Source organism: Frankia sp. RB5, from assembly GCF_059816245.1.
This window is the reverse complement of record NZ_JCBATA010000028.1, coordinates 11,533-36,385: the sequence shown is the minus strand read 5'-3', so window position 1 is coordinate 36,385 and position 24,853 is coordinate 11,533. Positions and strand designations below refer to the sequence as shown.

The window sequence follows — 24,853 nt, the reverse complement described above, 5'->3', positions numbered from 1 at the left end:
GCGGGAGAGGCGGATCGACGGCAGGTGCGGGCGGTGCGCGGGAAGACGCCACCGATGAGCTGGGCCGTCGGGTGGTCGGTCGCGTGTGCGCTGGGAGAGTGGGAGTTTGTCATGTATGACTGATATCGAGCGGTTTGAGGTTCCTCGGCGGATCGCGGCCACGCCCGCGGCGGTGTTCGCGGTGCTGCGTGACCCGGCGGGGCACGTCGCGATCGACAGCTCCGGAATGCTCCAGTCGGCCGAGGGCGCGCCCGTGTCGGCCGTCGGCGACAGCTTCGTCGTGCACATGGACCGGGAGGCGCTGAACGACCGCCCGATCGGCCGCTACGACGTGACCGTGACGATCACCCAGTTCACCCAGGACGCCCACCTCGAGTGGACGGTCACCGGCGAGGGCTTCCCGCCGATCGGCCACCGCTACGGCTACCTGCTCGCGCCGGCCGACGGCGGCACCCTGGTCACCTCGTACTACGACTGGAGCGACGTCCGCGCGTCGTGGCGCGAGCGCGGGGTCTTCCCGGTGATCCCGGAGGCCGCGCTGCGGGCGACCCTCGGCATCCTCGCGCGCACCGTCGAGCGGCCCACCGCGGTCTGACCCCGCGCCCGCCACCCCACCGCCCCACCGTTCCCGCCGGTCCGCCACCCCTGGGCCGGCGGTGCGGTCGATACGCCCCGTTATGACGCCCCGAGTTGTGGCGCTGTTTTCCGTGTGGCGACCGCCACTTTCCACGGAAAACGCGCAGGTCACGTCAGGGTACCGGATGACTCTCCCCAAGATCCCGTAATTGCCCTTTTACAGATGGTGAATGATCTGTCTGTGCTGGGCGCACTTGTGACGAGCTGCGAGGGGTGTGGCTTTATGAGGCTTGGGTCACGTATGCGAGGGTCTGTGGATGCGCCCGTTTCGACGCTCCATCGCCGGTGGAATAGCCCTGTGCGCCGCCGTCGTGATGTCCGCGTGTGGCAGTGACTCCACCGGATCCGACGCGAAGCCGCACGGCGTCGTCATCACCGTGATCGCTCCCACCAAGTCCATACCCCCCACCTTCCCGGACGTCATCGCCGGGGCGAAGGCCGCCGCGACCGCCGTCAACGCCAAGGGCGGAATCGGCGGCAGGCAGATAGAGATCCAGGCCTGCAACGACAACAACAATCCGAACGACGCGGCGAAGTGCGCGCGCCAGGCGGTCGCCGACCACTCGGTCGCGGTCGCGGGCTCCTTCACCGACTTCGGGTCGTCGATCGTCCCGATCCTCGCCCGCAGCGGGATCCCGTACCTGGGCTTCGGCGCGACGACACCGACCGAGTACGCCTGCGCCACGTGCTACCCCATCGACGCCGGCAGCGTGCTGGCGTTCGCGGGTCTGCCGGGGGCGCTGCGGTCCCAGGGCGCGAAGACGGTGACGACGGTCACCGTCGACCTGGCCGCGGCGGCGGCCAACGTGAAGGGCGTCGAGGCCGCGGCGAAGGCCGCCGGCCTGCAGACCATGAGCGCGGTGAAGGTCGCCGCGACCTCGACGGACCTCGCCCCCGCCGTCCAGGCGGTGGTGCGGACCAAGGCGGACGCGGTGGTCGTGATCCTCTCGCACGAGCTGACGCTGTCGTTCATCAAGGCCGCCGACCAGGCCAAGGCGCCGTTCACGATCGGGGTCGTCGACGGCGCGGTGCAGTCCTCGGTGTCGAAGATCCGTGGCACCGCCGACGACAAACTGATGCTCGTGGGCGCCTACCCGCCGGTGGACGACACGGCGGCGTACCCGGGCCTTGCCCGGTACAAGGCCGAGCTGGACGCAGCGGTCAAGGGCGGCGACTCCGACGCCGCCCTGCGTAGCTCCTCCAGCCTGCGCGCCTGGCTCGCGGTGCACGTGGTGGCCCAGGTGGCCGGGAAGATCTCCGGGGACATCACCGCGGCGTCGCTGAACGGCGCGCTCAGGACGGCCAAGGACGTGGACCTGTTCGGCATCCTGCCGCCGTGGACGCCGTCGGCGAAGGGCCACGTGCCCGGGTTCGACCGGGCGAGCAGCGCCCGGGTCTTCTTCATGCGGCTCAATGACGGAAAGTTCAGCCTGGCCAAGCCGATCACCGGCGTCGACCTGAACTCCGGCAAGCCCCTCTGAGGCTCGGGTAGGCCCCCGGCGGGCCGGCGGGAAGAGCGGCGACACCGGCCCGCCGCCCGTCGCGGGGCACTGATCGCGAGAAGATTGTCCATGAAGATCTAGAAAAGCTAGACGAATGTGTCCTGACCTGCGTAGCGTGTGGCGCTCTGAGAGGCAGATCACATACGGAGGGGTTCTGGATGCGCCTGTTACGCCGCGCCACCGTGGGTGGTGTCGCCGTCTGTGCCGCAGTTGCCGCGATCACGGGATGTGGTAGCAGCGGTTCCGGGGGGACGGCCGCGAAGCCGAAGGACGGGGTGGTGTTGACAGTCATCATTCCCACTGTCTCCACACCTCCGACGTTCCCGTATGGCGTCTCGGCGGTGAAGGCGGCCGCGGCGGCCGTGAACGCCAAGGGCGGGATCAACGGCAAGCAGATCGAGATCAAGGTCTGCAACGAGAACAACAACCCGAACGACGCGGTCAAGTGCGCGCGCCAGGCGGTGGCGAACCACTCGGTGGCCGTCGTCGGCTCGTTCTCCACCTCGGGTCACCAGATCACCCAGACGCTGTCCAAGGCCGGGATCCCGCTGGTCGGGTTCAACCCGATCACACCGGCCGACTACGCCTGCGCCACCTGCTACGGCTTCGACGCCGGCAGCACGCTGGCCTTCGCCGGACTGCCCGGGGCGCTGCGCGCCTCCGGCGCCAAGACGGTGACCACGCTCAGCCTCGACCTCGCCTCCGCCGCCGCGAACGTCGCCGCGGTCGAGCAGGCCGCCAAGGCCGCCGGTCTGCGGACCGCCGCCGTGGTGAAGGTCGGTGCGACCTCGACGGACCTGGCGCCCGCCGTCCAGGCGGTCGTGCAGTCCAGGGCGGACGCGGCGGTCTCGGTCCTGCCGGCCGAGCAGACCCTCGCCTTCATCAAGGCGGCCGACCAGGCCAGGGCGCCGTTCACCTTCGGCGTCGTCGACGGGCAGATCCAGTCCGTCCTGTCGCAGATCCACGGGTCGCAGGATGACCACCTGCTGGTCGTCGGCGCTTACCCGCCGCTCGACGCGACCGCCAGGTACCCGGGACTCAAGCAGTTCGCCGCCGAGCTCGACGCGCAGGGCAGGACCGGCGACAAGGACGCCGCCACCCGCGACTCCTCCAGCGTGCGGGCCTGGCTGTCCGTGCACGCCGTGGCCCAGGTCGCCGCCGGGATCACCGGGGACATCACCTCGACCTCGCTGAACGACGCCTTCAAGACCGCGAAGAACATCGACCTGTACGGCATCCAGCCGGCCTGGACCCCGTCCGCGAAGGGCCACGTGCCTGGCTTCGAGCGGGTCAGCAACGCCCGGGTCTTCTTCATGCGGCTCAGCGACGGAAAGTTCAGCGAGGCCAAGCCGATCGCCGGCATCGACCTCAACGCCGGAAAGCCGTTCTGACGCGGTGACGAGCGCGCTCGCCCGTCAGTAAGGGGCGGCCGGGCGGGGTGTCGATCACCCGCCCGGCCGTCGAGCCGTGCGCCCCGGTCAGCTCATCAGGTCGAGTACGGTCTCGGCGGGCAGGTCCTCCAGCAGGAAGCGCCCGACGGCGGCCAGGTGGCGGTGCCAGTACTCCTCCGCCTCCGCCTCCGTTCCCTCCCGCAGCGTGGCGATCAGCCGGCGGTGGCTGCGATGCGTGCGGGACCGCTGCTGCAGGGAGTCCCCCGACTGGCGCCGGGACTGCACCGAGCTCGCGGTGGCCGTGCCGATGATGTTGTAGAGCATGCGGATGAGCAGGTCGAGCGTCGGGCTGCCGGCGAGCTCGACGACGGCGAGGTGGAAGGCCCAGTCGGCGTCGAAGAACGCCACGTCCTGGTCCTGGCCGAGGGCCGCCTCCTCGTCGCGCAGGATCTCCTCGAGCCGCTGCAGGGCCTGCGCGGACCCGCGCGCCGCGACCATGCCCGCGGCCTTCGACTCCAGGACGGCCCGCACCGCGTAGACGTCGCGCAGCGTCGCCCGCCGGTACTGGAGGATGGCGCCGGCGTAGCGCGCGGCGGCGGCCGGATCGGGTACCTGCACCCGGGCGCCGCCGTTGGTGCCGCGCCGGATCTGGATGAGCTGCTCGGCCTCGAGGATGCGGAACGCCTCGCGCAGGGTCGGCTTGGACACGCCGAACTGTGCGGAGAGCGCGGCCTCGCCGGGAAGGGTCGCGCCGGGTAGTAATTCACCGACCACGATCTGTCTGCGCAACTGCGAGGCGACGATCTCGCAGGCCTTCGGTGCTCGTACCTGTGCGACCGCCATCGCAAGGCCTCCCGTCCTACGGGTCCGCAGGCGGGAGCGTGCCGGCCGGACGCCATGAGTGTGAAAGATCAGTTCACTGTTTTCCCTCGCAGTGTAGTGCGTGACGAATCACATTGTGTGCTATGTCACGCAACGTAGATGGGCAGTTGCGGAGTTTTCACCATTTTGGGGGGATCGAGCCCCTCATGTCCCGAGTGCCGCAGCTGACCCCGTCTTCCCCGATTTGGTGGCGCCCGGTACGGTCCGGGGCCAAGCTGGCGACCACGACGCGGATGGGCGTGGAACCCGGCTGGGGCGTGCTCCCCGCGTCGGGGGAGCGCACCCGGCGGGCGAGCGTCGCGGGCGGTGTACGGGGTGAGGGGGCTGGGCTCGCGGCGGGCGAGGCGCGGGCGCCCGGATCCAGGCAACGTCAGCAAAGTATTTAAAAGAGCTAGACGTATGCTGATGCGTCGCGTATGGTTTGTTGCTCTGAGAGGCAGATCACATTGGAGGGGTTCTGGATGCGCGTTCTGCGTCGCGTCACCGCCAGCGGGATGGCGTTATGCGCCGCTGCGGTCGCGTTCACCGCGTGTAGTAGCGACAGCTCGGGTAGTGGGGGTAAACCGAGCGACTCCGTGGCACTCACGGTGATCGCTCCGACCAACTCCAAGCCCCCGAACTTCCCGGAGCTGATCGCGTCGGCGAAGGCGGCCGCGACCGCGGTCAACGCCAAGGGCGGGATCAAGGGCAAGCAGATCGAGATAAAGACCTGCAACGAGAGCAACAACCCGAACGACGCGACCAAGTGTGCGCGCCAGGCGGTGGCGAACCACTCGGTCGCCGTGGTGGGTTCGTTCTCCACCTACGGCCAGCAGGTCACCCAGATCCTCGCGGGCGCGGGGATCCCGTACATCGGCTTCAACGGGGCCACGCCGGCCGAGTACGCCTGCTCCACCTGCTACGAGTTCGACGCCGGCAGCACGCTGGTCTTCGCCGGCCTGCCGGGCGCGCTGCGCGCCTCGGGCGCGAAGACCGTCCAGCCCATCGCTCTGGACCTGGCCGCGTCCGCCGCGAACGTCGCCGGAGTCGAGCAGGCGGCCAAGGCCGCCGGTCTGCGGACCCTGCCGGCGGTGAAGGTCGGCGTCACCTCGACGGACCTGGCGCCCGCCGTCCAGGCCGTCATCCAGTCCAAGGCCGACGCGGCCGTGTCGATCCTGCCCACCGAACTGACGCTCGCCTTCATCAAGGCGGCCGACCAGGCCAAGGCGTCGTTCACCTTCGGCGTCGTCGACGGGCAGATCCAGTCGGGCGTGTCCCAGATCCACGGCACGCAGGACGACCACCTGCTGGTCGTCGGCGCGTACCCGCCGGTCGACGCGGACGACAAGTACCCGGGCATCGCCCAGTACAACCGTGAGCTGGACGCGGCCGTGAAGGCCGGCGACAAGGACGCCAGCATCCGCAACTCCTCGGGCCTGCGTGCGTGGCTCACCGTGCACGTGGTGGCCGAGGTGGGCGCCGGGATCACCGGGGACGTCAGCGCGTCGTCGCTGAACACCGCGTTCAAGAGCGCCAAGGACGTCGACCTGCTCGGCATCCTGCCGAAGTGGACGCCGTCGGCCAAGGGCACGATCCACGGCTTCGACCGGGTGAGCAGCGCCCGGGTGTTCTTCCTGCGGCTGGGCGACGGCAAGTTCACGGCGGCCAAGCCGGTCGCCGGTGTCGACCTGACCTCGGGCAAGCCCTTCACCGACTGACCCCGGGGGCCGGGTTCACGCCCGGCCCCCTCCGACCCGGCGGGTGGCGTGGCGGAGCAGGTAGCCGCCACGCCACCCACCCATAACCAGGGGTGCGCGCCAACGACGTCGCGTACCCCGTCCCCCCTGTCGATCCACCGGGCGCCGCGCGACGGCGTCCGCCGCAATCCCACCGGAGCGCGTCGTGCAGGAGTTCTTCCAGTTCGCCCTCTTAGGGCTGGGCGGCGGTGCCATCGTCGCGCTGCTCGCGCAGGGCATCGTTCTCATCTACCGGGGCTCCGGCGTCGTCAACTTCGCTCACGGTGCCTTCGCCCTCGCCGGTGCGTACATCGTCTACGAGCTTCGGACCAAGCACGGCTGGCCCGCCGTGCCGGCGATGGTCGTCTCGGCGATCGTCGCGGCGCTGTTCGGCGTGCTGGTACAGGTCCTCATCATGCGGCCGCTGCGCACGGCGCCGCCGCTGTCGCGGGTCATCGCGACCCTCGGCGTGCTGGCCACCATCCAGTCGATCGCGACCATCCGGTACGGCGGCACCAGCCTCGTGCAGGTCACCTCCTCGCTACCGTCCTCCGGTGTCAAGATCATCGGTGTGAACGTCGGCCAGGACCGGCTGTGGCTGCTGGCGATCGCCGTCGTGGTCACGGTCGTCGTCTGGGCGGTCACCCGGTTCACCACGCTGGGGCTCGCCATCTCCGCCTCCGCCGCCAACGAGCGGGCCGCGGCGACGCTCGGCTGGTCGCCCAACTTCCTCGCCTGCCTCACCTGGGCGTTCGGCGGCGCGATCGCCTCGATGGCCGGATCGCTGGTCGCGCCGATCACCGGCCTGTCGGTCGTCACGTTCTCGATGCTGCTCATCGCCGCTCTCGCCGCCGCTCTGCTGGGCGGCTTCTCGTCGATGCCGCTGGTGCTGCTCGGCGGGCTCGTCATCGGCATCACCCAGAGTGAGTTTACGAACTATGTGAAACTGACCGGCGCCGTCGACACTGTGCCGTTTGTCGCTATCATTCTCGTTCTCATCGTGCGGGGTCGGTCGCTTCCGCTGCGTAGCTTCGTGAGCGAGCGGCCCGCCGTCGCCAGCAGCGGCCGCCTCAACCCGTTCCTCGTGATCGGCCTGGCCGCGGTGGCGATCGTGCTGGAGCTCGCCGTGCTGCCGGACGACTGGCTGCAGGCAGTGACGATCTCGCTCACGTTCGGCCTGTTCGCGCTGTCCGTCATCGTCCTGACCGGCTGGGCCGGGCAGCTCTCGCTCGCTCAGATCGCCCTCGGCGGCGTCGGCGCGCTCGGGACCGGCCTGCTCGTCGCGAAGAGCGGCTGGCCGTTCATCCCCGCGCTGATCGCCGGCATCGCCATCGCCGTCGTCGGCGGTCTGCTGTTCGCGCTGCCGGCCCTGCGCACCCGCGGCATCAACCTCGCGGTCGTGACGTTCGGCCTCGGCTTCGCCGTCCAGCAGATGGCCTTCCAGCGCTCCGGCTGGACGGGCGGCGCCGACGGCCTCGCGGTCGGCGCGCAGAAGGTGTTCGGCTTCGACATCGACCCGCTGGTCAAGCCGGCGAACTACGCGGTGTTCTGCGTCGTCTGTCTCACGCTCGCGACCGTGGTCGTCGCCAACATCCGCCGCGGCCGCACCGGCCGGCGGATGCTCGCGGTGCGCACCAACGAGCGGGCCGCGGCCGCGCTCGGCATCAGCGTCTTCAGCACCAAGCTGTACGCGTTCGCGGTCTCCGCCGGTGTCGCGGGCCTCGCCGGCGTGCTGCTGGCGTTCCAGTCCTACAACATCGTGTACGGCATCACGTTCGACCCGTTCTCCTCGGTCAACGTCGTGCTGATCGCCGTGATCGGCGGCCTCGGCTACCTGTCCGGCCCGCTCTACGGCTCGCTGCTGGTGACCGGCGGTGTCGGCAGCCTGGTGATCCTCAACATCTTCGGCGAGGGCACCAACCTGGCGTGGATCAACCTGTTCGGCGGCATCGTCCTGCTCCTGACGCTGCTGACCAACCGCAACGGCATCGCCCACGCCAACAGGGAGACGGCCCAGCGCCTGCGTCGTCTTCTCGGTGCCCGCCGCCAGCCCGCCGCGGCGACCGCCGGCGCCACCGCCTCGCCTGACACCACCGCCTCGCCCAACACCACCGCCTCGCCTGACAGCACCGCGTCCGCCCAGGCCAGCCCGTCCGCCGGCGCGACCACCGCGGAGCCGGCCGAGCCGCTGCGCCACCGGGTCACGCCGCGCACCCTCACCGTGCGGGGCCTGACCGTCCGCTTCGGCGGGGTCGTCGCCGTGAACAACGTCGACATCACGGTCCGGCCCGGCGAGGTCGTCGGCCTGCTCGGCCCGAACGGCGCTGGCAAGACCACGCTCATCGACGCGATCACCGGTTTCGTCAACGCCGCCGGTGAAGCCACCCTGGATGACCAGCGCCTGCACGGTCGGTCCCCGTCCGCCCGCGCGCGCACCGGCCTCGCCCGCTCCTTCCAGTCGCTGGAGCTGTTCGAGGACATCTCCGTGCGCGACAACCTGGTCGCCGCCTCCGACGACCAGAACAAGCGGGTCATGGCGACCGACCTGGTGTGGCCGGGCCGGATCTCGATGACCGACGCCGCCACGGCCGCGGTCGCCGAACTGGAGCTCGCGGAGTACCTCGACTCCAAGCCGGACGACCTGCCCTACGGTGTCCGCCGCCAGGTGGCCATCGCCCGCGCGGTCGCCGCGGCGCCGTCGGTCCTGCTGCTCGACGAGCCGGCCGCCGGCCTCGACGAGCACGAGAGCCGGGAGCTCGGCCACCTCATCCGCCGCCTGGCCGACGAGTGGGGGATGGGCATCCTGCTCGTCGAGCACGACGTCGCGATGGTGATGCGCACCGCGGACCGGGTGGTGGTGCTGGAGTTCGGCAAGAAGATCGCCGACGCCACGCCGGCCGAGGTCCGTAACGACCCGGCCGTCATCGCCGCCTACCTCGGCACCGCCACGCCGGACGACGACGACGACGCCGACGCCCCCGCCGCGGCGCTGCCCGTCCCCTCTGCCGAGACGGTCAGCTCTGAAGCTGTCAGCTCCGAAGCCGTCAGCTCCGAAGCCGCGCCGGTCGAGGTGACGCCCGCCGAGGCGACGCCCACTGCGGATGAGCCCGCCGGGCCGGCGGAGGCATCCGCCTCGGAACCCGCTCCGGCTGACGCCGCTCCGGTCGACGCCGCGGAGACCGAGTCCGCGGAGACCGAGTCCGCGGAGACCGGCGCCGCGGAGACCGAGTCCGCCGAGACCGAGTCCGCCGCCACGGCGCGGACCGCGGGCGACAAGTCCGAGGTCGTGACGACCTCGACCGAGGCGGCGCCCGCGACCGCCGAGGAGGCCAAGCCCGTGCCGGCGACGCCCAACGGCAGCCATTCCGCGAAGCCCGCCGTCGCGGAGGGGGCGACGAACACCGCCTCCGTGCCCGAGGATGGGGCGAACGGGGCGACCGCCGGCCAGTCCGCCGGGGATCGTTCCGGGGCGCAGGTCGGAGCCGAGAGCGTTCCGGGTGGACAGGGGGCGCGTCCTGACCGCGGACCCGAGCGTCCCGGACGGGCGGCAGGCCGCGCGCGGTCGCGAGAGGAAGGACAGACGACATGACTGCACTGGTTGAGGCGAGGAAGCTGTGCGCCGGCTACCAGGGTGTTCCCGTGGTCCGGGATCTCGACCTCACGGTCGAGCCCGGTGAGGTGGTGGCGCTGCTCGGGCCGAACGGCGCCGGCAAGACCACCACGCTGCTGACCCTCGCGGGTGAGCTGCGGCCGATCTCGGGGGACCTTCTGGTCGACGGGGAGCCCAGCAAGGCGCCGTTACACAAGCGGGCGGGTGGCGGGCTCGGGTTCGTCCCGGAGGAACGGTCGATCTTCATGTCGCAGACGACGGCGGAGAACCTCCGAGTCGGCCGCTGCGACGTCGACCGGGTCCTGGAGCTCTTCCCCGAGCTCAAGCCCAAGCTGAAGACCACCGCCGGACTGCTGTCCGGTGGTGAGCAGCAGATGCTGTCGCTCGGGCGGGCCCTGGCCCGCGGCCCCCGGCTGCTGCTCGCCGACGAGCTCTCGCTCGGCCTCGCCCCGCTCGTCGTCGCCCGGCTGCTCGCCGCCGTGCGCGCGGCGGCGGACACCGGCGTCGGCGCGCTGCTCGTCGAGCAGCACGTCCGCAAGGTGCTCGAGGTCGCCGACCGGGTGTACGTGCTGCGCCGCGGCGTCGTCGACTTCGCCGGCACCGCCACGGAGGCCAAGGCCCGGCTCAGCGAGCTGGAGGGCAGCTACCTCTCCGGCGGCGCCGCGGACGACGGCGCCGAGCCCCTGGCGACATCGGCCTGAGCGAGGCCGGCCTGAGCTGGCACCACGAACGCCCGGCGGTGACTCCCGCCGGGCGTCCGTGCGTCCGGGATGGTCGAGACGACGGACTATCGCCGAAGCATGTCGAGCGAGACGTGCCACAGGCGGGTGGCTGAGGCCGGGTCGAGGGCATACGCGGCGACGCCGTTGCGGGCGCCGAGGACGCCGGTCTCCGCCTCGTGGCAGTCCTCGAAGTAGCGCCCGGTCACGCCCTCGACGAGTGGGGACGCGGCGAGCAGCACCGAGGTCGCCGCGCCCTGCTCCACCGACTTCCAGCGCAGCGGCGGCGCGCTCGTACCGTCGCCCGAGGTCCTGGCGGCTGCCGCCCGCAGACGCTCCAGGTCCTCCTCGGAGACGTAACGCTGCAGGTTCGTGCGAATGCCGCCGGGCATGAGCGCGCCCGCGACGATCCCGTCGTCGGCCCAGCGCCGGGCGGCCTCGACGGCGAACAGCACGTTGGCCGTCTTCGACTGCCCGTACGCCGACCACGGCTCGTAGTCGCGGTGCAGGAAGTGGATGTCGTCGAAGACGACGGGGGAGTTGTGGTGGGCGCTGGAGCTCACCGAGACGACCCGTGCTCCTCCGGCCGCGGCCAGTGCCCGGTGCAGGCCGGTCGCCAGGGCGAAGTGGCCCAGATGGTTCGTGGCGAACTGGAGCTCGAAGCCCTCGGGCGTGCGCCGCAGTGGCGCGGCCATAATGCCCGCGTTGTTCACCAGGATGTGCAGCGGACCCTCCCAGCGGTGGGCGAACGCCGCCACCGACGCCTGGTCCGCCAGGTCGAGGCGTTCGACGGCCACCCGCGTCGGGGCGCCGGTCGCCGGCCGCCCGAGGCCGGCACTGATCTCGGCGGCCACCCGTTCGCCCGCCTCGACGTCGCGCACGGCGAGGGTGACCCGGGCGCCCGCGGTGACGAGGGCCCGGGCCGTCTCGACGCCGATGCCGGACGCACCGCCGGTCACGACGGCCCGCTGGCCGGTGAGGTCCACCCCGGCGATCACCTCGGCGGCGGTCGACGTGGCGGTGAACGGCGTAGTGATCAGATCGGTCATGGCGGCGTGCCCCTCTTCACTTCTCCGTCGGCGGCGGCCGAGTCGCGGCCGCGCTACGGGGAGACAAGTGGAGAATCCTCCGGTTCATTCCCCGTCAGACCGGACGTGCCGCACCCGCGCCGTCAGCCGGGCCGGTTCGTCGGCCGGAATCACCCCCCGGCAGCTCGCGCAGAGGATCGTCCCGGACGGGGCGCCGGTCCCCGAGTCCGGCTGGCCGGGCGCGGCGTGGGACGACGAGGGAGGCGCGGTGTGGGGAGGCACACCCGGGACCGATCGCGGACGACGTCCTGCGGCATCCGATGAGCTGGGCGGCCATTGTCCCCCACGGCGCCTGACCGGCCCCCGCGCGTCCCGTCGACGCCGGGCGGAGACCCGCCCGGGGAGCGGCACGAACGTCCACCGTAAAGTCAAAGTGGGCTTTTTCGTGTCCTTTCCAGACGAGGGGGAGTCGGTGGCGACGACAGATGGGCAGGCCGGTGGCGCGCGGGGATGGTGGACCTCGGTCGCGCCGAGGCCGACTCCGGTCGACCTGGCGATCGACCAGCCGCATCCGGCTCGCATGTACGACTACCTGCTCGGCGGAAAGGACAACTTCCCCGCCGATCGGGAGACCGCGGAACGGGCCCTCGGTGCGTTCCCCCGCGCCCGCGCCGCCGCCCGGCAGAACCGCGCCTTCCTGCTGCGCGCCACCCGCCACCTGGCCGAACACCAGGGCGTCCGCCAGTTCCTCGACATCGGCACGGGGATGTTTGTCGAAATATACTGAACGTATGGTGATTGCGGCGGACGGCGGTACACGTTCCACTCTTCCTGACCTTGCCTTTCACACGAGCCACGGGAACGTCGCGTTGTCGTTGACGACGTTCAGTGGTCGCAGGTGGGGTCTGTATCTGCGGATCTCTGATGATGCGAAGAAGGACGAGAAGGGTGTCGGTCGTCAGGAGACCGACGAGCGTGCGTGGGTTGCATCGGTCGGGGGCATTGTCGAGCAGGTTTACAGCGAGAACGACACGTCCGCGTTCAAGAAGAAGCGTCTACGCCTCCCCGATGGCACGGTGGTGTGGCGGGTGGTGCGTCCTCTGTGGCAAAAGATGCTTGCCGATCTGCGTTCCGGTGCCATTGAAGGTGTGGTGGTGTACGACCTCGACAGGCTTGCGCGTGATCCCCGCGACCTGGAAGACGCGATTGAGATCGTGGAGCATCACCGTTACCCGGTGGTGGGCCTGACCGGCGGTTTTGATCTGCTGACGGACAACGGCCGGTTCGCGGCCCGGATCCTGGTTGCCAGCGCGAACAAGGCGTCCGCGGACACCGCGCGGCGGGTGACCCGTACACACCTGGACTTGCAGGCGGAGGGGTCGACGGGATCCGGGCCGCGCCCGTTCGGATGGAACGAGGACCATGCCACGCCGCACCCGGTCGAGGCCCCGATCGTGCGGCAGATCTGCCGGGACGTCGCCGAGGGCATCCCGGTGGACGCCGTCGTCAAGGGCCTTAACGCCCGGGGGATCACGGGGACCCGCGGAGGGGCATGGCGGGTGAGCACGCTCAAGCCGTACTTGCGCAACCCGCGGCTGTGCGGATGGCGTGGCCGGATCGTGGCCGAGGTAAACCCGCGCACCGGCGAGGAATGCCGCCACGTCGAGATCGTTCGTGACCCCGAGGGACAGCCGGTCATCGGCCAGTGGGAACCGATCATCGAGCCGGAGGTGTGGGAGAAGATCGTGGCGAAGATCGGTCGCCGGAAGCAGCCCGGCACCGGTCACAACGCGCGGCGCTATCTGCTCAGTGGGATCACCCGGTGTGGGGAGTGTGGGCGGAAGCTGTCCGGTATGCCCAGGCCGGATGGGCGCGGCTTTGCCTACCGGTGCAATCCGCAGAACCTGGGATGCTCCAAGATCGTACGCGATGGTGCGAAGGTGGACGCCTACGTGACCGCCGCCCTGATCTCCAAAGTTGAATTGGAACTAGGCCGGGCCGCCGCCCAGGTGGACACGACGTGGCCGAAGGAAGAGGAACTGTCGTTCACCCAGGGGCAGATAGCCGAGCTCACCGCCCGTTACCGGAAGCGGGAGATCACCCCGGACCGCTATTTTGCTGATCTGCGTTTCTTCGAGGAGCAGGAACGGGAGTTGCTGGCCGACCGGAAGAAGCATCTGTCCGTGGTGACGGCGGTCCGGGCACGTCCCGCGAACATCCGCGCCGAGTGGAAGGACTACCCGTTGTCGCGGCAGCGCGCGATCGTCGAGGACTACATCAACGCCGTGATCGTCCTCAAGGCCCGGTACAAAGGCAGCCGGTTTGACCCGGATCTGATCGTCATCGAGTGGCGCGAAGGCGACGCGGCATAGCCCGGCCGAGCCGGACGGCCCGCCCCCGGGTGGTGTGGCCGTCCGGTTCACGACGCGGGAGACGAGCCGTCCGGATCAGGAAGCGCCAGCCCGAACATGCCCGCCGCGTGCGCCCGCTGACCGGCAGTCCACCGCGGCGCCCTGGCCGCCTGTTCACGGCCCCACTCCTCAGGCGAGGGGACGCGCCGCCCAGCGACACGAGCCCCGGCCGGTTCCCGTCGTACCCGCCGCCCACCCCCGCCGCCCACCGGGGACCGTGGTACCGCCGCGCGGTCCGCTACCCGGTTGACGGCCTGCTCAGAGGGATCGGAGCCTACGGCGCTCACCTCTTCCGGCACGGCCACCCCGGCATCCGGCTCCCGCTGGCCGCCATCCGGTTCCCAGTCGTCGAACAGGGTCGGGGCGGTGGTCATGATCCGTCCGCCCCGCCGTCCGAGACAGCCGCAACCGCCCCGGGCGGTCCGGTTGTCGACATCGAGCCGCCAGCCCCCACCGCCGGACCGCGCCCCGCGTACGCCCACGAGCCGACGACCACCGTCCGCGGGTCACCATCCGGCCTCCCGAACGCGTCGACCACGAGCCCGCCGGACAATGCCGCCGCCACGGTTCGGGCGTACACCCGCCGCGCGCCCCGCAGCGCCCCGAACGTCGTGGAATACCGCCTACTCTTTGTGATCCAATGGCCACCGAAGGCAAACGCGTGGGACCAGCGGAGCAGCCCCGGCAGCCGGCCGGGGTTCCTGCCCGCCGCGGTGTCGAGCGCCACCGCGAAGCCGTCGAGGGCGCCCAAGTTCCAGCAGGTTTCGACCATCCGCCGCGCGTGGCCGTCGACAGCGAGCCGGGCCAGGTGCGCCAGGCTCCGGACCGGCCGGTCCAGCGCACCGGACGCGGTAACGCTCTTCGTCAGATACTTCGCCAGATAGTTAGCGATCTTCCCGGAGCTGTCGGGACCATCGACCGCGACCGCGCGCAGGTCGTGTTGCGCACCCCAGCGCACCGCGACCACACCGGCCGGATCGGTCGGGTCGGGCGCGTCGACGCTCACCGCGCCCAGGACCTCCCGCAGACAGTCCGCGACCATGTCGACCGTCGCCCAGCCCGGTGGCGCCTCGACGTCCTCGGGTGTCGCGCCCCGTCCGTCCAGACGGATCACCACGTGCAGGTGCACCAGCCCGCGGGCCTGCATTTCCGCGGCTTTGACGAAGGTGACCCGCAGTTCGCGGCGCATCCTGGCCACCGACAGACCGGCCGCCGCCGCGATCGCCACCTCCAGCCGATCCCGCGTGGCCTTCCACAGCATCGGCAGCATCGCATTCCAGATCACCGCGCCGCCGTAGTCGAAGCAGTCCGCGCACAACGGCTGTCCAAGCTGCCGGTCACCGTCGCCGTGTCGGGCGTGGCAGCCTGCCGGACGTCCGTGCGGACACAGTCCCCGCCGTGGCCGGCACGCCCGCGCCTCCCCGTGCTTGCCCGCCGAGCGACGGGAGTGCACCGGCCCGAACGAGGGTGCGGTCAAGGTGACGAACAGCGCCGGATGACCCCCGACCGTCGCCGGCAGGCCGTCACCGCCGGCAAGACCAGCCAAGACCAGCCGCCGCGCGTCCCGCTTGTAGGTCGTACTGCACGTCGGGCACACCGACTCCCGCCGGTTGTTACACCGAACATGGATCACGTTGCCGGGCTGCCCCGCGGACGAGAACGCGCGACGCACACGGCCGGTCTGGCGGTCCACATGATCCGTGTGGCCGGTCAGACGGATCGGGGACGAGCAGCCGCCCGCCACCACCCCACCATCCGACTGTGCCTGTTCTGTCACTGTGCGTGCCCCGTTCGGGTCAGGGGTCAGCGCCCGGCAGGACGAGCCGGGGTGACCAGAGGCAGAAGGAAGAGAGAGGGGCCGCAGGGTCAGCGGTCGCGGAGACGGGTTTCCCAGGCGCGCCACGCCGCCTCAGCGGCTGGACTGCCGTCGTCCAGCGCCGCAGGTGGGGGAAGCGGGGGGAGTTCGCGGCGCTCTGGTGCGGGGGGAAGCGCGGGGGGTGGCGGCAGTGGCCAGCCGCGGAGCGGAATGGTCGGATCGTCCGCCGCCGCCGGCTTCGCATTCGGCCCCTGCCACCACGGCGCGGCCGGTTCCGCGACGGGCGGGACGGTGGGCGTCCAGCCGCCCACGGACGCAGCGGCAGCGGCGGCCGGAGTCGACGCGGGTGCGGCAGGCGGATTGTCCGCTAGGGGTGGCCGGTGGTCGCCGGCCATGGCGCGGATGTCGTCGTCCGTCAGCCACCCCGCCCTGACACGCACCGGGGTCGGGTCGCCGTCAACGAGGACATAGCCGACGCCGGGCAGGCCCCGGGGAATCCGTTCACACAGCGCGCCACGAGCGTGCGCGCCGTCACCGAGGACCATGTCAGCCTGCGATTTCGCCGTCATCCGCAGGGCAACACGGATCGGGAACAAATCCCGCAGCGGCAACACCTCTTTACGCGGGTCCTGGACCGCGCCGACCACGACCACGCCAGGCGCGCGCCCCTGACTCAGCAGCAATGACAGCGAGGCACCGATTTGCTTCTTGCGGTCCGGGTCGGTGACGTAGGCGGTCAGGCTCGCGATCTCATCGACCAACACCACGATGAGCGGGTCACCGGGGGTCGGCTTGTGCAGTCGAGAAACCCCGCGCAGCCGGCCCGTGCGCCGGGTCATCCTCTGCACCGCATCGGACAGAAGCTCATTGATGCTGTCCGTGTCCGTCGCGAACCGGGCGAACAGCGGCTCCCCGAACGCCAGTTCCATCCCACCTTTCGGGTCACACGCCCACACCTCAACCAGGCCCGCGCGGATCGCCGGGGCAAGCGCCCGGACGATGCTCCACAGCACCGAGCCCTTGCCGGCACCGGTCGCCCCCGCGACCAGCACGTGTGAGCCCCGTAGCGGCAGCCGCCAGGCCGTGCCGTCTTCCCGAGCCCCAACGGGCAGCCGGTCCAGGTCATTCGGATCACCCGCGGGAAGAAGGTCCGCGCGCACCGGACGGCCGAGGACCTCACGGCGGACGAGGACCAGCCCGACGCGGTCGGCCCGCTCCAGGTCCGGGGATATCCGCAGCTCCCGAAGACGCAAGGTTGCCGTCAACCGGCCCGCGGCCTGATGCAGATCATCGACCGACTGACCGGACGCCAGGGTGACCCGCAGATGCCAGCCCGCCAGACCCCGCCGCGCCCAGCGCACCCGCGGCGTACGGGACACGACACGACCGGGGGTTTCCAACCGGCACGCCCGGCACGCCGCCGCCCACCGACGTCGCAGCCGACCCCCCAGCAGCCAGCCCAGCGCCACCCGACGCCAGGACGGAACCATCGCGACGAGGACCGTGACCGCGACGAGCAGCCACGGCCCGCCGGTCGGACCGGCCAGCCCGACGGCCCGCCGGTAAGCCACCAGCACGGCCAGCAAGGTGACCGCCTCTCGGTGCCACGCCCACAGATGCACCCCCACGTGCCGAAGGAGCAGTTCCGGGACCGATGGGCGCAGCGCGAGCCGGTACTGATCAGGCCGGAGCCGGCCTTGACGGATCTTCAGTACAGCCATGGGAATCACCCCTTTTCCGACCTCAGGCACGACAAAGGGGGGTGGTGCGAGGCCAAAGCACCACCCCCCAGGCCCGCCGCCCAGACCAGGCGCCGAGCGGTCCGACGGGGCCTAGTTCTTCGCGGGCGGACTCGCCGGGGGCACGGTCACGGACGCCGCCGGGCGGATGGCCTGCGCGGACCAGGCGATGCCGTGCCGGCCCGCCATCTGCCACTGGAGCCCCACGAGGCCGAGCAGTGTCACCGGGGCGCCGACGGCGACCTTGGGAGCCTCCCCGGCGACCTTGACCTTGACCAGGGACACGGCCCCGTCGAAGGTCACCGCCACCTGCACCACGTGCAGCGGCTCACCGTCCCGGTTCGCCTTCGGCTTACCGTCCAAGTCGACGTCCGGCGACGCCTCCGACACCGCGACAACATTGGTCAGCCGGTTCATGTCCACGGGAAACGAACGCATAACAGCTTTCTCCTTATCGGGAAGAGCGGGAACCGCAGGGGCGCAGATTCCCGAAAAGCGCCGGCTGAACGCCGGATCCAACCGCCGCGCACACAGGACGCGGCGGGGGGTCGAGATGACGGTTAACAACGCCGAACAGCACGGTCATGCCGAACGCGGCCCAGAACAGAGCGAGGATCCAGCCGGTGAACGCCAGGACCAGCAGCACGGCCAGACGACGCCGGATCGTCTTCTCGTTCATCGGCGTAGCGCCGCCATCACGAGCCACACCACCGCGGCCACGACCCCCACGACGACGAGGAACGCGACCGCCGGACTCAGGTGGGACAGGAAGAACGCGCCCAAGTACAGCGCCCAGAAGAAGAACACGAACCGCAGGAACCAGTTCCGACGGCGGACGTACATGGCCATGGCGAAATACACCTCTTGGAAAGGTGGGCGGGATCGGAAGGCGCCGGTAATGCTGTCCGGCAACGCACACTCTGCCCCTCGCGTCGGCCGACGGAAAGTAGTGGAGCCGGAGCCACCACGGAATTTCCCGTTGCCTGAGCCGGAGTCAGCTCGGAGCCGACTCGGAGCCAGCACGGAGCACCCCACCCGGAGTGGAGTCGGAGCGGACACGGAGTACAGCCGGAGCGACCCGCTCAATGGCTGACCAACAAACACCAATCCGCGGAACGTGACGATGCGATCACGATGACGATGCGGGTACGGAGCAGATGCGGACTCAGCCCGGAGCGCAGCCGGAGCCCACGCGGAGTCCACCCGTGTCCGACACGGAGTGGACCCGGGGCGTACCCGGACTGGGCTCGGGGCAGGAAAGAGGCGACGCCATGGCCAGCACCCCCGATCCCGATCTTGTCGACGTCCTACGGGCCCAGATCACCGCCGTGTACAAGCGCGGTATCTCCCACGCCGCCGACCTGATCGAATACCCCGAGGCCCGCCCGTTGCTCGACACGCTCAGCCCACCCGACGGGCAGACCGGCGAACGGCAGCGCGCCCGCGCCGCCCTCAAGATGATCCATCTGGCCGTTGATGCCCTGGGCGGTAGGCGCGCCGACGCCGCCGCCGCGATGCTCGACCTGGGCGCCGCCCACGCACGAGCCACCAGCATCACCGCCCGCAAGAACGCCGCAGGCGCACACCTGGAACTCTCCGGCGACTGGTTCGGCCGCGACTACCTCAACGCGATCACGCTCGCGCTCGCCATGGAACTGGACCAGCAGATCCAGCGCCGCGCCGGACGCACGAACTCACAGCCGTACCGGCCGCATGATCCGTCCGTCCTGCCACCACCACCGCCCGCCTCCAGCTACCGGCCCGCCACAGCACCGGCCCGCAAGCCGACGACAGATCGGCCATGACCACCAGCCACCCGACCGCCGCACCGCTTCAAACCGGCGACCCCCTCCACGTCGGGCCCTACACGCTGCGGGGACGTCTCGGCGCCGGCGGCATGGGCAGGGTCTACCTCGCCACCGACCCCACCGGCGACCTTGTCGCCGTCAAAATCATGGCAGCCGAGTTCGCCGACAATCCTGTGTTCCGCGACCGATTCCGCCGCGAAGCCGACGCCGCCCGCCGCGTCCCCCGGTTCTGCACCGCCGCCGTCCGCGACGCCGACCCGCACGCCACCCCGCCGTACCTGGTCACCGACTACGTCCCCGGACCCACCCTCACCGCCGCCGTCCGCGACGGACCGCTACACGGCGCCGACCTGGAACAGCTCGCCATCAACATGGCCACCGCCCTTTCCATGATCCACGCGGTGGGGGTGGTTCACCGCGACCTCAAACCCGGCAACGTCCTGCTCTCCCCAACCGGCGCCCGGGTCATCGACTTCGGCATAGCCGTCGCCCACGACATGACCGTGATCAACGGGCCTGATATCGGCACCCCCACCTACATGGCGCCCGAAGCGTTCCAGGGCGCCCCACCCAGCCCGGCCATGGACGTCTTCGCGTGGGGCGGAGTCGTGCTGTTCGCCGCGACCCACACACCCCCGTTCGAGCCCGAACCCGCCGCACTTCTCCCGCACCGCATCACCCACGACCAGCCCGCACATCTGCACCGGCTCACCGAACCACTACGGTCCGCCGTCCTCGCCGCCATGGCGAAGGACCCCGCCGCCCGACCCGACGCCGCCCAGCTCTACCGCATGCTCACCGGCCCCACCCCGGCCCCGGCACCCACGTCGCCGTCCGGCAACGGCCGATCGTGGACGCCTGACCTCACCCGGATACCCCCACCACCGCCCCGACAGCCCATCCGACCCCCCGCACCGTCGCCACCCGCACCACCGGCAACCGTCCGACGCCGCCCCATCGTGCGAGGCGCGGCCGTCGCCGTGGCAGCACTCGCCGCCGTCACCTACCTCGCCACCACCGCTTTCCACCACGGCAACCGGTCGACGTCGCTGACCGTCGCGCAGCGCAGCAGCGCCGCACAGACCCTTACCGCCGCCGCGCGCACCACCTCTGATCCGGCACTCGCGATGCGACTCGCCGTCGCCGCATGGCACCTGGCCCCCACCAGCAGCGGTGACACGCTGCTCGCCACCGTCGCCGGCAGGCTGCCACCTCTCCTCCAGGCCGGGCACGCCGGCCCCATCACCAACCTCGCCCTCAGCGCCGACGGGCAGACACTCGCCACCGCCAGCAAGGACGGCACCGCCCGCCTCTGGGACCTCACCCACCCCACAGCCCAACCCGCACCGCTGGCCACTCTGTCGTCCCCACCCGTCGCGATCAACGGAGTCAGCCTCAGCCCCGACGGCCGCACCGCCGTGACCACCAGCGACGACAACACCATCCGCCTGTGGAACATCAGCAACCGCACCGCACCCACCCCCACCAGCACCTACACCCTCGCCGGCGCCGGCCGGATCCACGGCGCCACCCTCGACCCCACCGGGCACACCGCCGCCGTCACCACCAACAGCGGACAGTTCCTCCTCCTCGACGTCACCGGCGGTCAGCTCTCCATCCTCGCCACCGTGCAGGCCCACGACGCCGTCGCGGTTGCCGCGTTCGCCCCCCACCGCAACGTCCTGGTGACCGCCAGCTTGGATGGCACCGCCCGCCTGTGGGACCTCACCAACCCCCACAGCCCCCAGCCCGCCGGCCGCATCAGCCTGCCCGCCGCCCTCGCGAACATCGCGGTCAGCCCCAACGGCGCAACTCTCGCCATCGCCCACACCGACGGCACCGTCAGCCTCTGGGACATCACCGCCCCCGCCAGCCCCCAGCCGCTCGCCACCCTGCCTCCCACCGCGTCGACCGCCGCCACCGCCGCCGCATTCGACGCCACCAGCCGCAGACTCGCCGCCACCGACAGCGCGGGCACCCTGCACCTCTGGGACCTCACCAACCCACACAACCCCCGGACACTCACCACCATTCACGCACACAACAACATGATCTACGATGTCGCTGCCGATGGCGCACACCTGATCACCGCGGGCAGTGACGGCACCGCGAAACTCTGGGACCTCGACCCCGGAAGCTTGTACCACCGCGCATGCCTCACCGGCGGAAGCGCCGTGCTCACCGCCGAGGAATGGTCACGGCTACTCCCACACGTGCCGTACCAATCGCCCTGCCCCCTATCTGCGGCGGCCACCAGGCCAGGCACCGGCGAACGTGGGTGACCGCGTGCGGGAAAGAACGGACCCGGGCCGGCAGGCTCGGGGGTTTGCCCACCAGCCCGGGGGCATTCACCACCTTTACCTACTGTTCGCGTCAACGGCGCGCAGCACCGCGGACGGCCCCGGGAAGTCGGACGGAATGGCGTCCATGAGTGTTTCGTTCGTTGGCTGACCGAGCCAGTATCCGGAGTTCCGGCGTTCTCCGATCGTGCGGAATCCGGCCTTCTCGTAGGCCCGGATCGCACCCACGTTTGGAGACAGTACCGACAGGTAGACGCATCGTAGGTTCGTGATGTGAAAGGCATAGTCGAGTGTCAGCCGCGTGGCCTCAGTACCGATACCCTTGCCTCGGCTGTCCGGGCCGAGCTGGATCACGAATTCCCCCGTGCGAACGTGATGATCAATGAGTACGGCAGTGGTACCCGCGGGCACCGGAGGACTCGTAGTCACGTCGTAGACGGTGAACCTCAGTTGATCATCGGTGCCGCGCGCCTGATGTTGGAACCCCTCGCGTCGGTTCTCCAGCGAGTCCGGCGTCTGGCGACCATAGCCGACCAGGACGGCGGGATCCTGCTCCCACTGCCAGTACAGATCCACGAGATCGCTAGCGAACGGGCCGAGCCCGGCACGTTCCCCGCGGATCCACACGATCGGTTCATCAGGCACGCTGGTTCTCGCTTTCGTCGCCGCGTTCAGGGATGGTGCGCAGGACAGCGAACCGCGCGGTTGACGACGGTTCGGCCACCCGATACCCGGTGCCAGTCTCCACCCAGGCATGCAGCCGGACCGGATCGGCCGCTGCACCGTGGCACCAGGTCGCAGACTCCCGCTCGAAGGCCAGCACGAGCACGGCCGCCGCCGATTCTTCGAGGCAGGCCACGCGGCCCGGCATGAACCGCGCCGCCCGCCGCACGGCGTGCACCGCCTCCCGACCGTGATCATCCGACGCGTTGATCGTGGTGTGGTGGTTGGCCCAGGTCAGCAGTCGCAGGAGCCGCGCCATGCGTCGGTCACCGCGGCCTGCCGCAAGGACGCCGAACACGACGACGAGGGCCACGCTCGCGCGCACGGTTGCGCCGAGGGGCACCGGTACGGCGTCCGCGCGTCCGGCCGGCATCTCCTGCGTTCCCCAGCTTGGCGCCCACGCCGGCCCCGCCGTCACCCCGCGTCCCTGGCGGTGTGTCTGCGTGGGTGTGATCAGCCCTGCCGCGAGGAGCTGGCCGCGCAGGGTCTCAGCGGTGCGCGTGTCCAGGAGTCCGGGTGGATCAGCGCGCCCGCTGGTCGTCGCCGCCTGCCACCAGCGCGCGGGTTCCCCGATCAGTACGTGGGTGCGACCGTCTCGGTAGTTCACGATCACCGTGGCCGGGCCGACGTCGACCGCGCGCACGTACTCCGGAACGGCGACGAACGGATCAAGCGTCATCCTCCGTCCTCCGTCGCGTCTTGCGCGGGCATCCATTCCACGGCCGGTGCGGTCTCCAGTGCCCGTAGCCACACCTCCGCCGTCACGGCCGGTTCCACCGAGGCGAACGGGACAGGAAGCCCGGCAGCCGTCATCGTCAACGTGCGCCGGAACTCCCTGACGTCAATGAGGTTCAGCGCCGCCAATCGGCCGTCCGCCAGGTCGTGAAGCGATGCCAGGTTTACGCGCATCCCCTCATAGTGGTCAGGGTTGAAGTCGCCTTTAGTGATTCGCGCTGCGAGCTTAGCCGGGAACAGATCAGCCATGGCCTCCCGTAGCACCGGCTTGTATTCCGCAGGCCCGGGACGTTTTCCCAAAGGTATGGACAGGTAGGTGTCGACGACGCGGGAATCCGTGAACGGGTTGTGCAACGGAACCCCGAGTGATTCGGCAATCTGGATGTCCGCTCGCGCGGAGCGGCCTACCTCCGCGATCCCCTCACTCGTCACTGTAGTTGAGAAGCAGCCGGACGCGGGTTCCTCTACCCGAGCAGTGAGAGCGGAGACACGAGCTTCTAACCGCGCTGCGGCCACTGCGGTTGCCCATGAGGGCAACGGATCCACCTCGCACCACCCTATATCGCCCTCAACCGCAGGTCGAAAGTCGCCACGCAGTCGAGCGGCCAACCCCGCCAAGGCATCCGAGCGGCGACCACGCGAGACATGGTCCGCCGACCGGAGTAGCGGCCATACCGAAATCTTCCGGAATCTCGCCCACCGCACCGTTTCCGCGATCGCCCGCCGGCTACGACCCGTAGCGAACAAGTCGGCGATGATGATGGGCGGAGAATACAGCAGGCTGTCCCCGCCGTCGCCGGTCAGGTGACAGTCCGTACCGAAGGTGTCCCGCATCCATTCGAGCTGGCCCGAGAATCTGGCGTACGCGATCGTGGATGGTGCAGGTTCGTCGGTCACCGGAATCGTGGTCAACGCGGTGTACGGGGCGTGTTCGGCACCCAGCGGCATAAGACGATGTGCGATCCCGGAATTCCTGGCCGCGAGCCGCGCATAGTCCACATCTCCGCCGGTCAACCGCTCGACCGGATGCACGGTGACCCCAGTCACGGACTTTCGATCACCGGACGACTCATGAGCGAGCAACGCGAGGGATGTTGAGTCATATCCGCCTGACATGTCCGCGGTCACATCGGTGGCCATGTCCGCCCGCACGTCCACGGCCGCCGCCAGTTCAGCCCGCAGTCGTTGACCGGCCGAGCCTGAACGCGGCCGAGGTGACCACATCCGCTCCACGCTTGCCGCCCCCGCCCGCTCCAGCGTCAGGCGGTGTCCGGCGGGAACGAGTTCCACCCCGTCGAACGCGGACCGTCCTGCGAGCAGGAGCGGGACCGACGGTGCCAGAAGCGAGACGGACAGCCGATCCAGATCCGGCCCGGCATTGGTCAGCCCGGCCAGGGCACGCGAACTTGACGACCAGTACACCCCACCGTCAGCCGACGTCATGTAGACGGGCCACGCGCCACCGAGATCGGTCCAGATCCGGATGTCACCTCCGGCCACCTCTATCGTTGTGTAGCTGCCCGGCCACCGCCATGCGACGTCATCGGGCACGCCGTACACGCCCAGCCTCGACAGAGCGTGCTGATCGATTCCGCATGGACCGATCAGCGCCACGATTCGGTTGCCGCCATGCGCCGTGCGGACCTCGTTCTCCGCCCACCGGCCGACCGTCCAGAATCCGGAAACATTCGGCCAGACTTTTACACCATTCGCAGGGGCCCGCGGAGGCAAAGCGGCGTCGCAGAACCCACCGAACCAGCGCATGCCGACCGCCCTTCCGTCTTCACACGACCGTGCTGGTGCCTGATTCTTTGAGGACCAGGCACCAGCCGGATGCG

At 70.4% G+C, this 24,853-nt stretch carries 20 protein-coding genes; 10 read left to right on the top strand and 10 right to left on the bottom strand.

Annotation, left to right across the window (positions count from 1 at the left end; genetic code table 11):
- The first annotated feature begins 115 nt into the window (after positions 1 to 115).
- The 3 genes from AC6EXY_RS16735 (at position 116) to AC6EXY_RS16725 (ending at position 3,529) form a co-directional block, all read left to right on the top strand.
- The gene (locus AC6EXY_RS16735) at positions 116 to 595 is read left to right on the top strand and encodes an SRPBCC family protein (protein ID WP_101833670.1); all 480 of its coding nucleotides are present in this window, start codon (positions 116 to 118) and stop codon (positions 593 to 595) included.
- Positions 596 to 893: 298 nt separating this feature from the next.
- On the top strand, positions 894 to 2,117 hold the full coding sequence (locus AC6EXY_RS16730; protein WP_101830787.1) for an ABC transporter substrate-binding protein: 1,224 nt from the start codon (positions 894 to 896) through the stop codon (positions 2,115 to 2,117).
- A 299-nt stretch (positions 2,118 to 2,416) separates the two neighbouring features.
- Positions 2,417 to 3,529 (top strand): ABC transporter substrate-binding protein, encoded by a 1,113-nt coding sequence (locus tag AC6EXY_RS16725; protein WP_165818275.1) that lies wholly within the window; start codon positions 2,417 to 2,419, stop codon positions 3,527 to 3,529.
- An 87-nt stretch (positions 3,530 to 3,616) separates the two neighbouring features.
- On the opposite strand, the gene AC6EXY_RS16720 is transcribed toward AC6EXY_RS16725, so the two are convergent.
- Positions 3,617 to 4,372, bottom strand: coding sequence for a FadR/GntR family transcriptional regulator (locus AC6EXY_RS16720; protein ID WP_101830785.1), 756 nt, complete (start codon positions 4,370 to 4,372; stop codon positions 3,617 to 3,619).
- 614 nt (positions 4,373 to 4,986) lie between these two features.
- Here AC6EXY_RS16720 and AC6EXY_RS16715 point away from each other — a divergent pair.
- From AC6EXY_RS16715 to AC6EXY_RS16705, 3 genes are all read left to right on the top strand, one after another.
- Positions 4,987 to 6,108, top strand: coding sequence for an ABC transporter substrate-binding protein (locus tag AC6EXY_RS16715; RefSeq protein ID WP_165818274.1), 1,122 nt, complete (start codon positions 4,987 to 4,989; stop codon positions 6,106 to 6,108).
- Between the two features lie 184 nt (positions 6,109 to 6,292).
- Positions 6,293 to 9,715, top strand: a complete 3,423-nt coding sequence (locus tag AC6EXY_RS16710) for an ABC transporter permease subunit (RefSeq protein WP_207770201.1) — start codon at positions 6,293 to 6,295, stop codon at positions 9,713 to 9,715.
- Positions 9,712 to 10,437, top strand: coding sequence for an ABC transporter ATP-binding protein (locus AC6EXY_RS16705; protein ID WP_101830783.1), 726 nt, complete (start codon positions 9,712 to 9,714; stop codon positions 10,435 to 10,437). Before AC6EXY_RS16710 ends, AC6EXY_RS16705 begins: the two co-directional genes overlap by 4 nt.
- Before the next feature lie 86 nt (positions 10,438 to 10,523).
- Here AC6EXY_RS16705 and AC6EXY_RS16700 read toward each other — a convergent pair whose 3' ends face one another.
- Positions 10,524 to 11,504 (bottom strand): SDR family NAD(P)-dependent oxidoreductase, encoded by a 981-nt coding sequence (locus tag AC6EXY_RS16700; RefSeq protein WP_101830782.1) that lies wholly within the window; start codon positions 11,502 to 11,504, stop codon positions 10,524 to 10,526.
- A 451-nt stretch (positions 11,505 to 11,955) separates the two neighbouring features.
- Here AC6EXY_RS16700 and AC6EXY_RS16695 point away from each other — a divergent pair, with 451 nt between their 5' ends.
- Both AC6EXY_RS16695 and AC6EXY_RS16690 read left to right on the top strand, forming a co-directional pair.
- Positions 11,956 to 12,270, top strand: coding sequence for an SAM-dependent methyltransferase (locus AC6EXY_RS16695; RefSeq protein ID WP_499816968.1), 315 nt, complete (start codon positions 11,956 to 11,958; stop codon positions 12,268 to 12,270).
- An 88-nt stretch (positions 12,271 to 12,358) separates the two neighbouring features.
- Complete coding sequence (locus AC6EXY_RS16690) at positions 12,359 to 13,855, top strand: recombinase family protein (RefSeq protein ID WP_499816969.1); 1,497 nt, start codon at positions 12,359 to 12,361, stop codon at positions 13,853 to 13,855.
- 409 nt (positions 13,856 to 14,264) lie between these two features.
- On the opposite strand, the gene AC6EXY_RS16685 is transcribed toward AC6EXY_RS16690, so the two are convergent.
- The 5 genes from AC6EXY_RS16685 to AC6EXY_RS16665 all read right to left on the bottom strand — a co-directional run bounded on the left by AC6EXY_RS16685 (position 14,265) and on the right by AC6EXY_RS16665 (position 18,298).
- Entirely contained in the window at positions 14,265 to 15,638 is a 1,374-nt protein-coding gene (locus tag AC6EXY_RS16685) for a replication initiator (RefSeq protein ID WP_499842362.1), read from the bottom strand.
- Positions 15,639 to 15,760: 122 nt separating this feature from the next.
- A complete protein-coding gene (locus AC6EXY_RS16680; protein WP_499816971.1) occupies positions 15,761 to 17,431 on the bottom strand; it encodes an FtsK/SpoIIIE domain-containing protein in 1,671 nt (556 codons plus the stop codon).
- A 111-nt stretch (positions 17,432 to 17,542) separates the two neighbouring features.
- Positions 17,543 to 17,887, bottom strand: coding sequence for a hypothetical protein (locus AC6EXY_RS16675; protein WP_499816972.1), 345 nt, complete (start codon positions 17,885 to 17,887; stop codon positions 17,543 to 17,545).
- Positions 17,888 to 17,900: 13 nt separating this feature from the next.
- Positions 17,901 to 18,128: a hypothetical protein gene (locus AC6EXY_RS16670; protein ID WP_499816973.1), complete on the bottom strand. Its 228-nt coding sequence runs from the start codon at positions 18,126 to 18,128 to the stop codon at positions 17,901 to 17,903.
- Positions 18,125 to 18,298 (bottom strand): hypothetical protein, encoded by a 174-nt coding sequence (locus tag AC6EXY_RS16665; RefSeq protein WP_499816974.1) that lies wholly within the window; start codon positions 18,296 to 18,298, stop codon positions 18,125 to 18,127. Before AC6EXY_RS16665 ends, AC6EXY_RS16670 begins: the two co-directional genes overlap by 4 nt.
- A 356-nt stretch (positions 18,299 to 18,654) precedes the next feature.
- Between AC6EXY_RS16665 and AC6EXY_RS16660 the strand changes: the two genes are divergently transcribed.
- Both AC6EXY_RS16660 and AC6EXY_RS16655 read left to right on the top strand, forming a co-directional pair.
- Positions 18,655 to 19,254: a hypothetical protein gene (locus AC6EXY_RS16660; protein WP_499816975.1), complete on the top strand. Its 600-nt coding sequence runs from the start codon at positions 18,655 to 18,657 to the stop codon at positions 19,252 to 19,254.
- Positions 19,251 to 21,539 (top strand): WD40 repeat domain-containing serine/threonine protein kinase, encoded by a 2,289-nt coding sequence (locus tag AC6EXY_RS16655; protein WP_499816976.1) that lies wholly within the window; start codon positions 19,251 to 19,253, stop codon positions 21,537 to 21,539. The genes AC6EXY_RS16660 and AC6EXY_RS16655 overlap by 4 nt, the downstream gene beginning before the upstream one ends.
- Positions 21,540 to 21,614: 75 nt before the next feature.
- Here the strand turns inward: AC6EXY_RS16655 and AC6EXY_RS16650 are convergent, their stop codons facing one another.
- From AC6EXY_RS16650 to AC6EXY_RS16640, 3 genes are read right to left on the bottom strand one after another with little or no spacing between them, the layout of a single operon-like run.
- Positions 21,615 to 22,202: a GNAT family N-acetyltransferase gene (locus tag AC6EXY_RS16650; RefSeq protein WP_499816977.1), complete on the bottom strand. Its 588-nt coding sequence runs from the start codon at positions 22,200 to 22,202 to the stop codon at positions 21,615 to 21,617.
- Positions 22,195 to 22,959 carry a lasso peptide biosynthesis B2 protein gene (locus AC6EXY_RS16645; protein WP_499816978.1) on the bottom strand — a complete coding sequence of 255 codons (765 nt, stop codon included), beginning with the start codon at positions 22,957 to 22,959 and terminating at the stop codon, positions 22,195 to 22,197. The genes AC6EXY_RS16650 and AC6EXY_RS16645 overlap by 8 nt, the downstream gene beginning before the upstream one ends.
- The gene (locus AC6EXY_RS16640) at positions 22,956 to 24,779 is read right to left on the bottom strand and encodes an albusnodin/ikarugamycin family macrolactam cyclase (RefSeq protein WP_499816979.1); all 1,824 of its coding nucleotides are present in this window, start codon (positions 24,777 to 24,779) and stop codon (positions 22,956 to 22,958) included. The genes AC6EXY_RS16645 and AC6EXY_RS16640 overlap by 4 nt, the downstream gene beginning before the upstream one ends.
- Between the last annotated feature and the right edge of the window lie 74 nt (positions 24,780 to 24,853).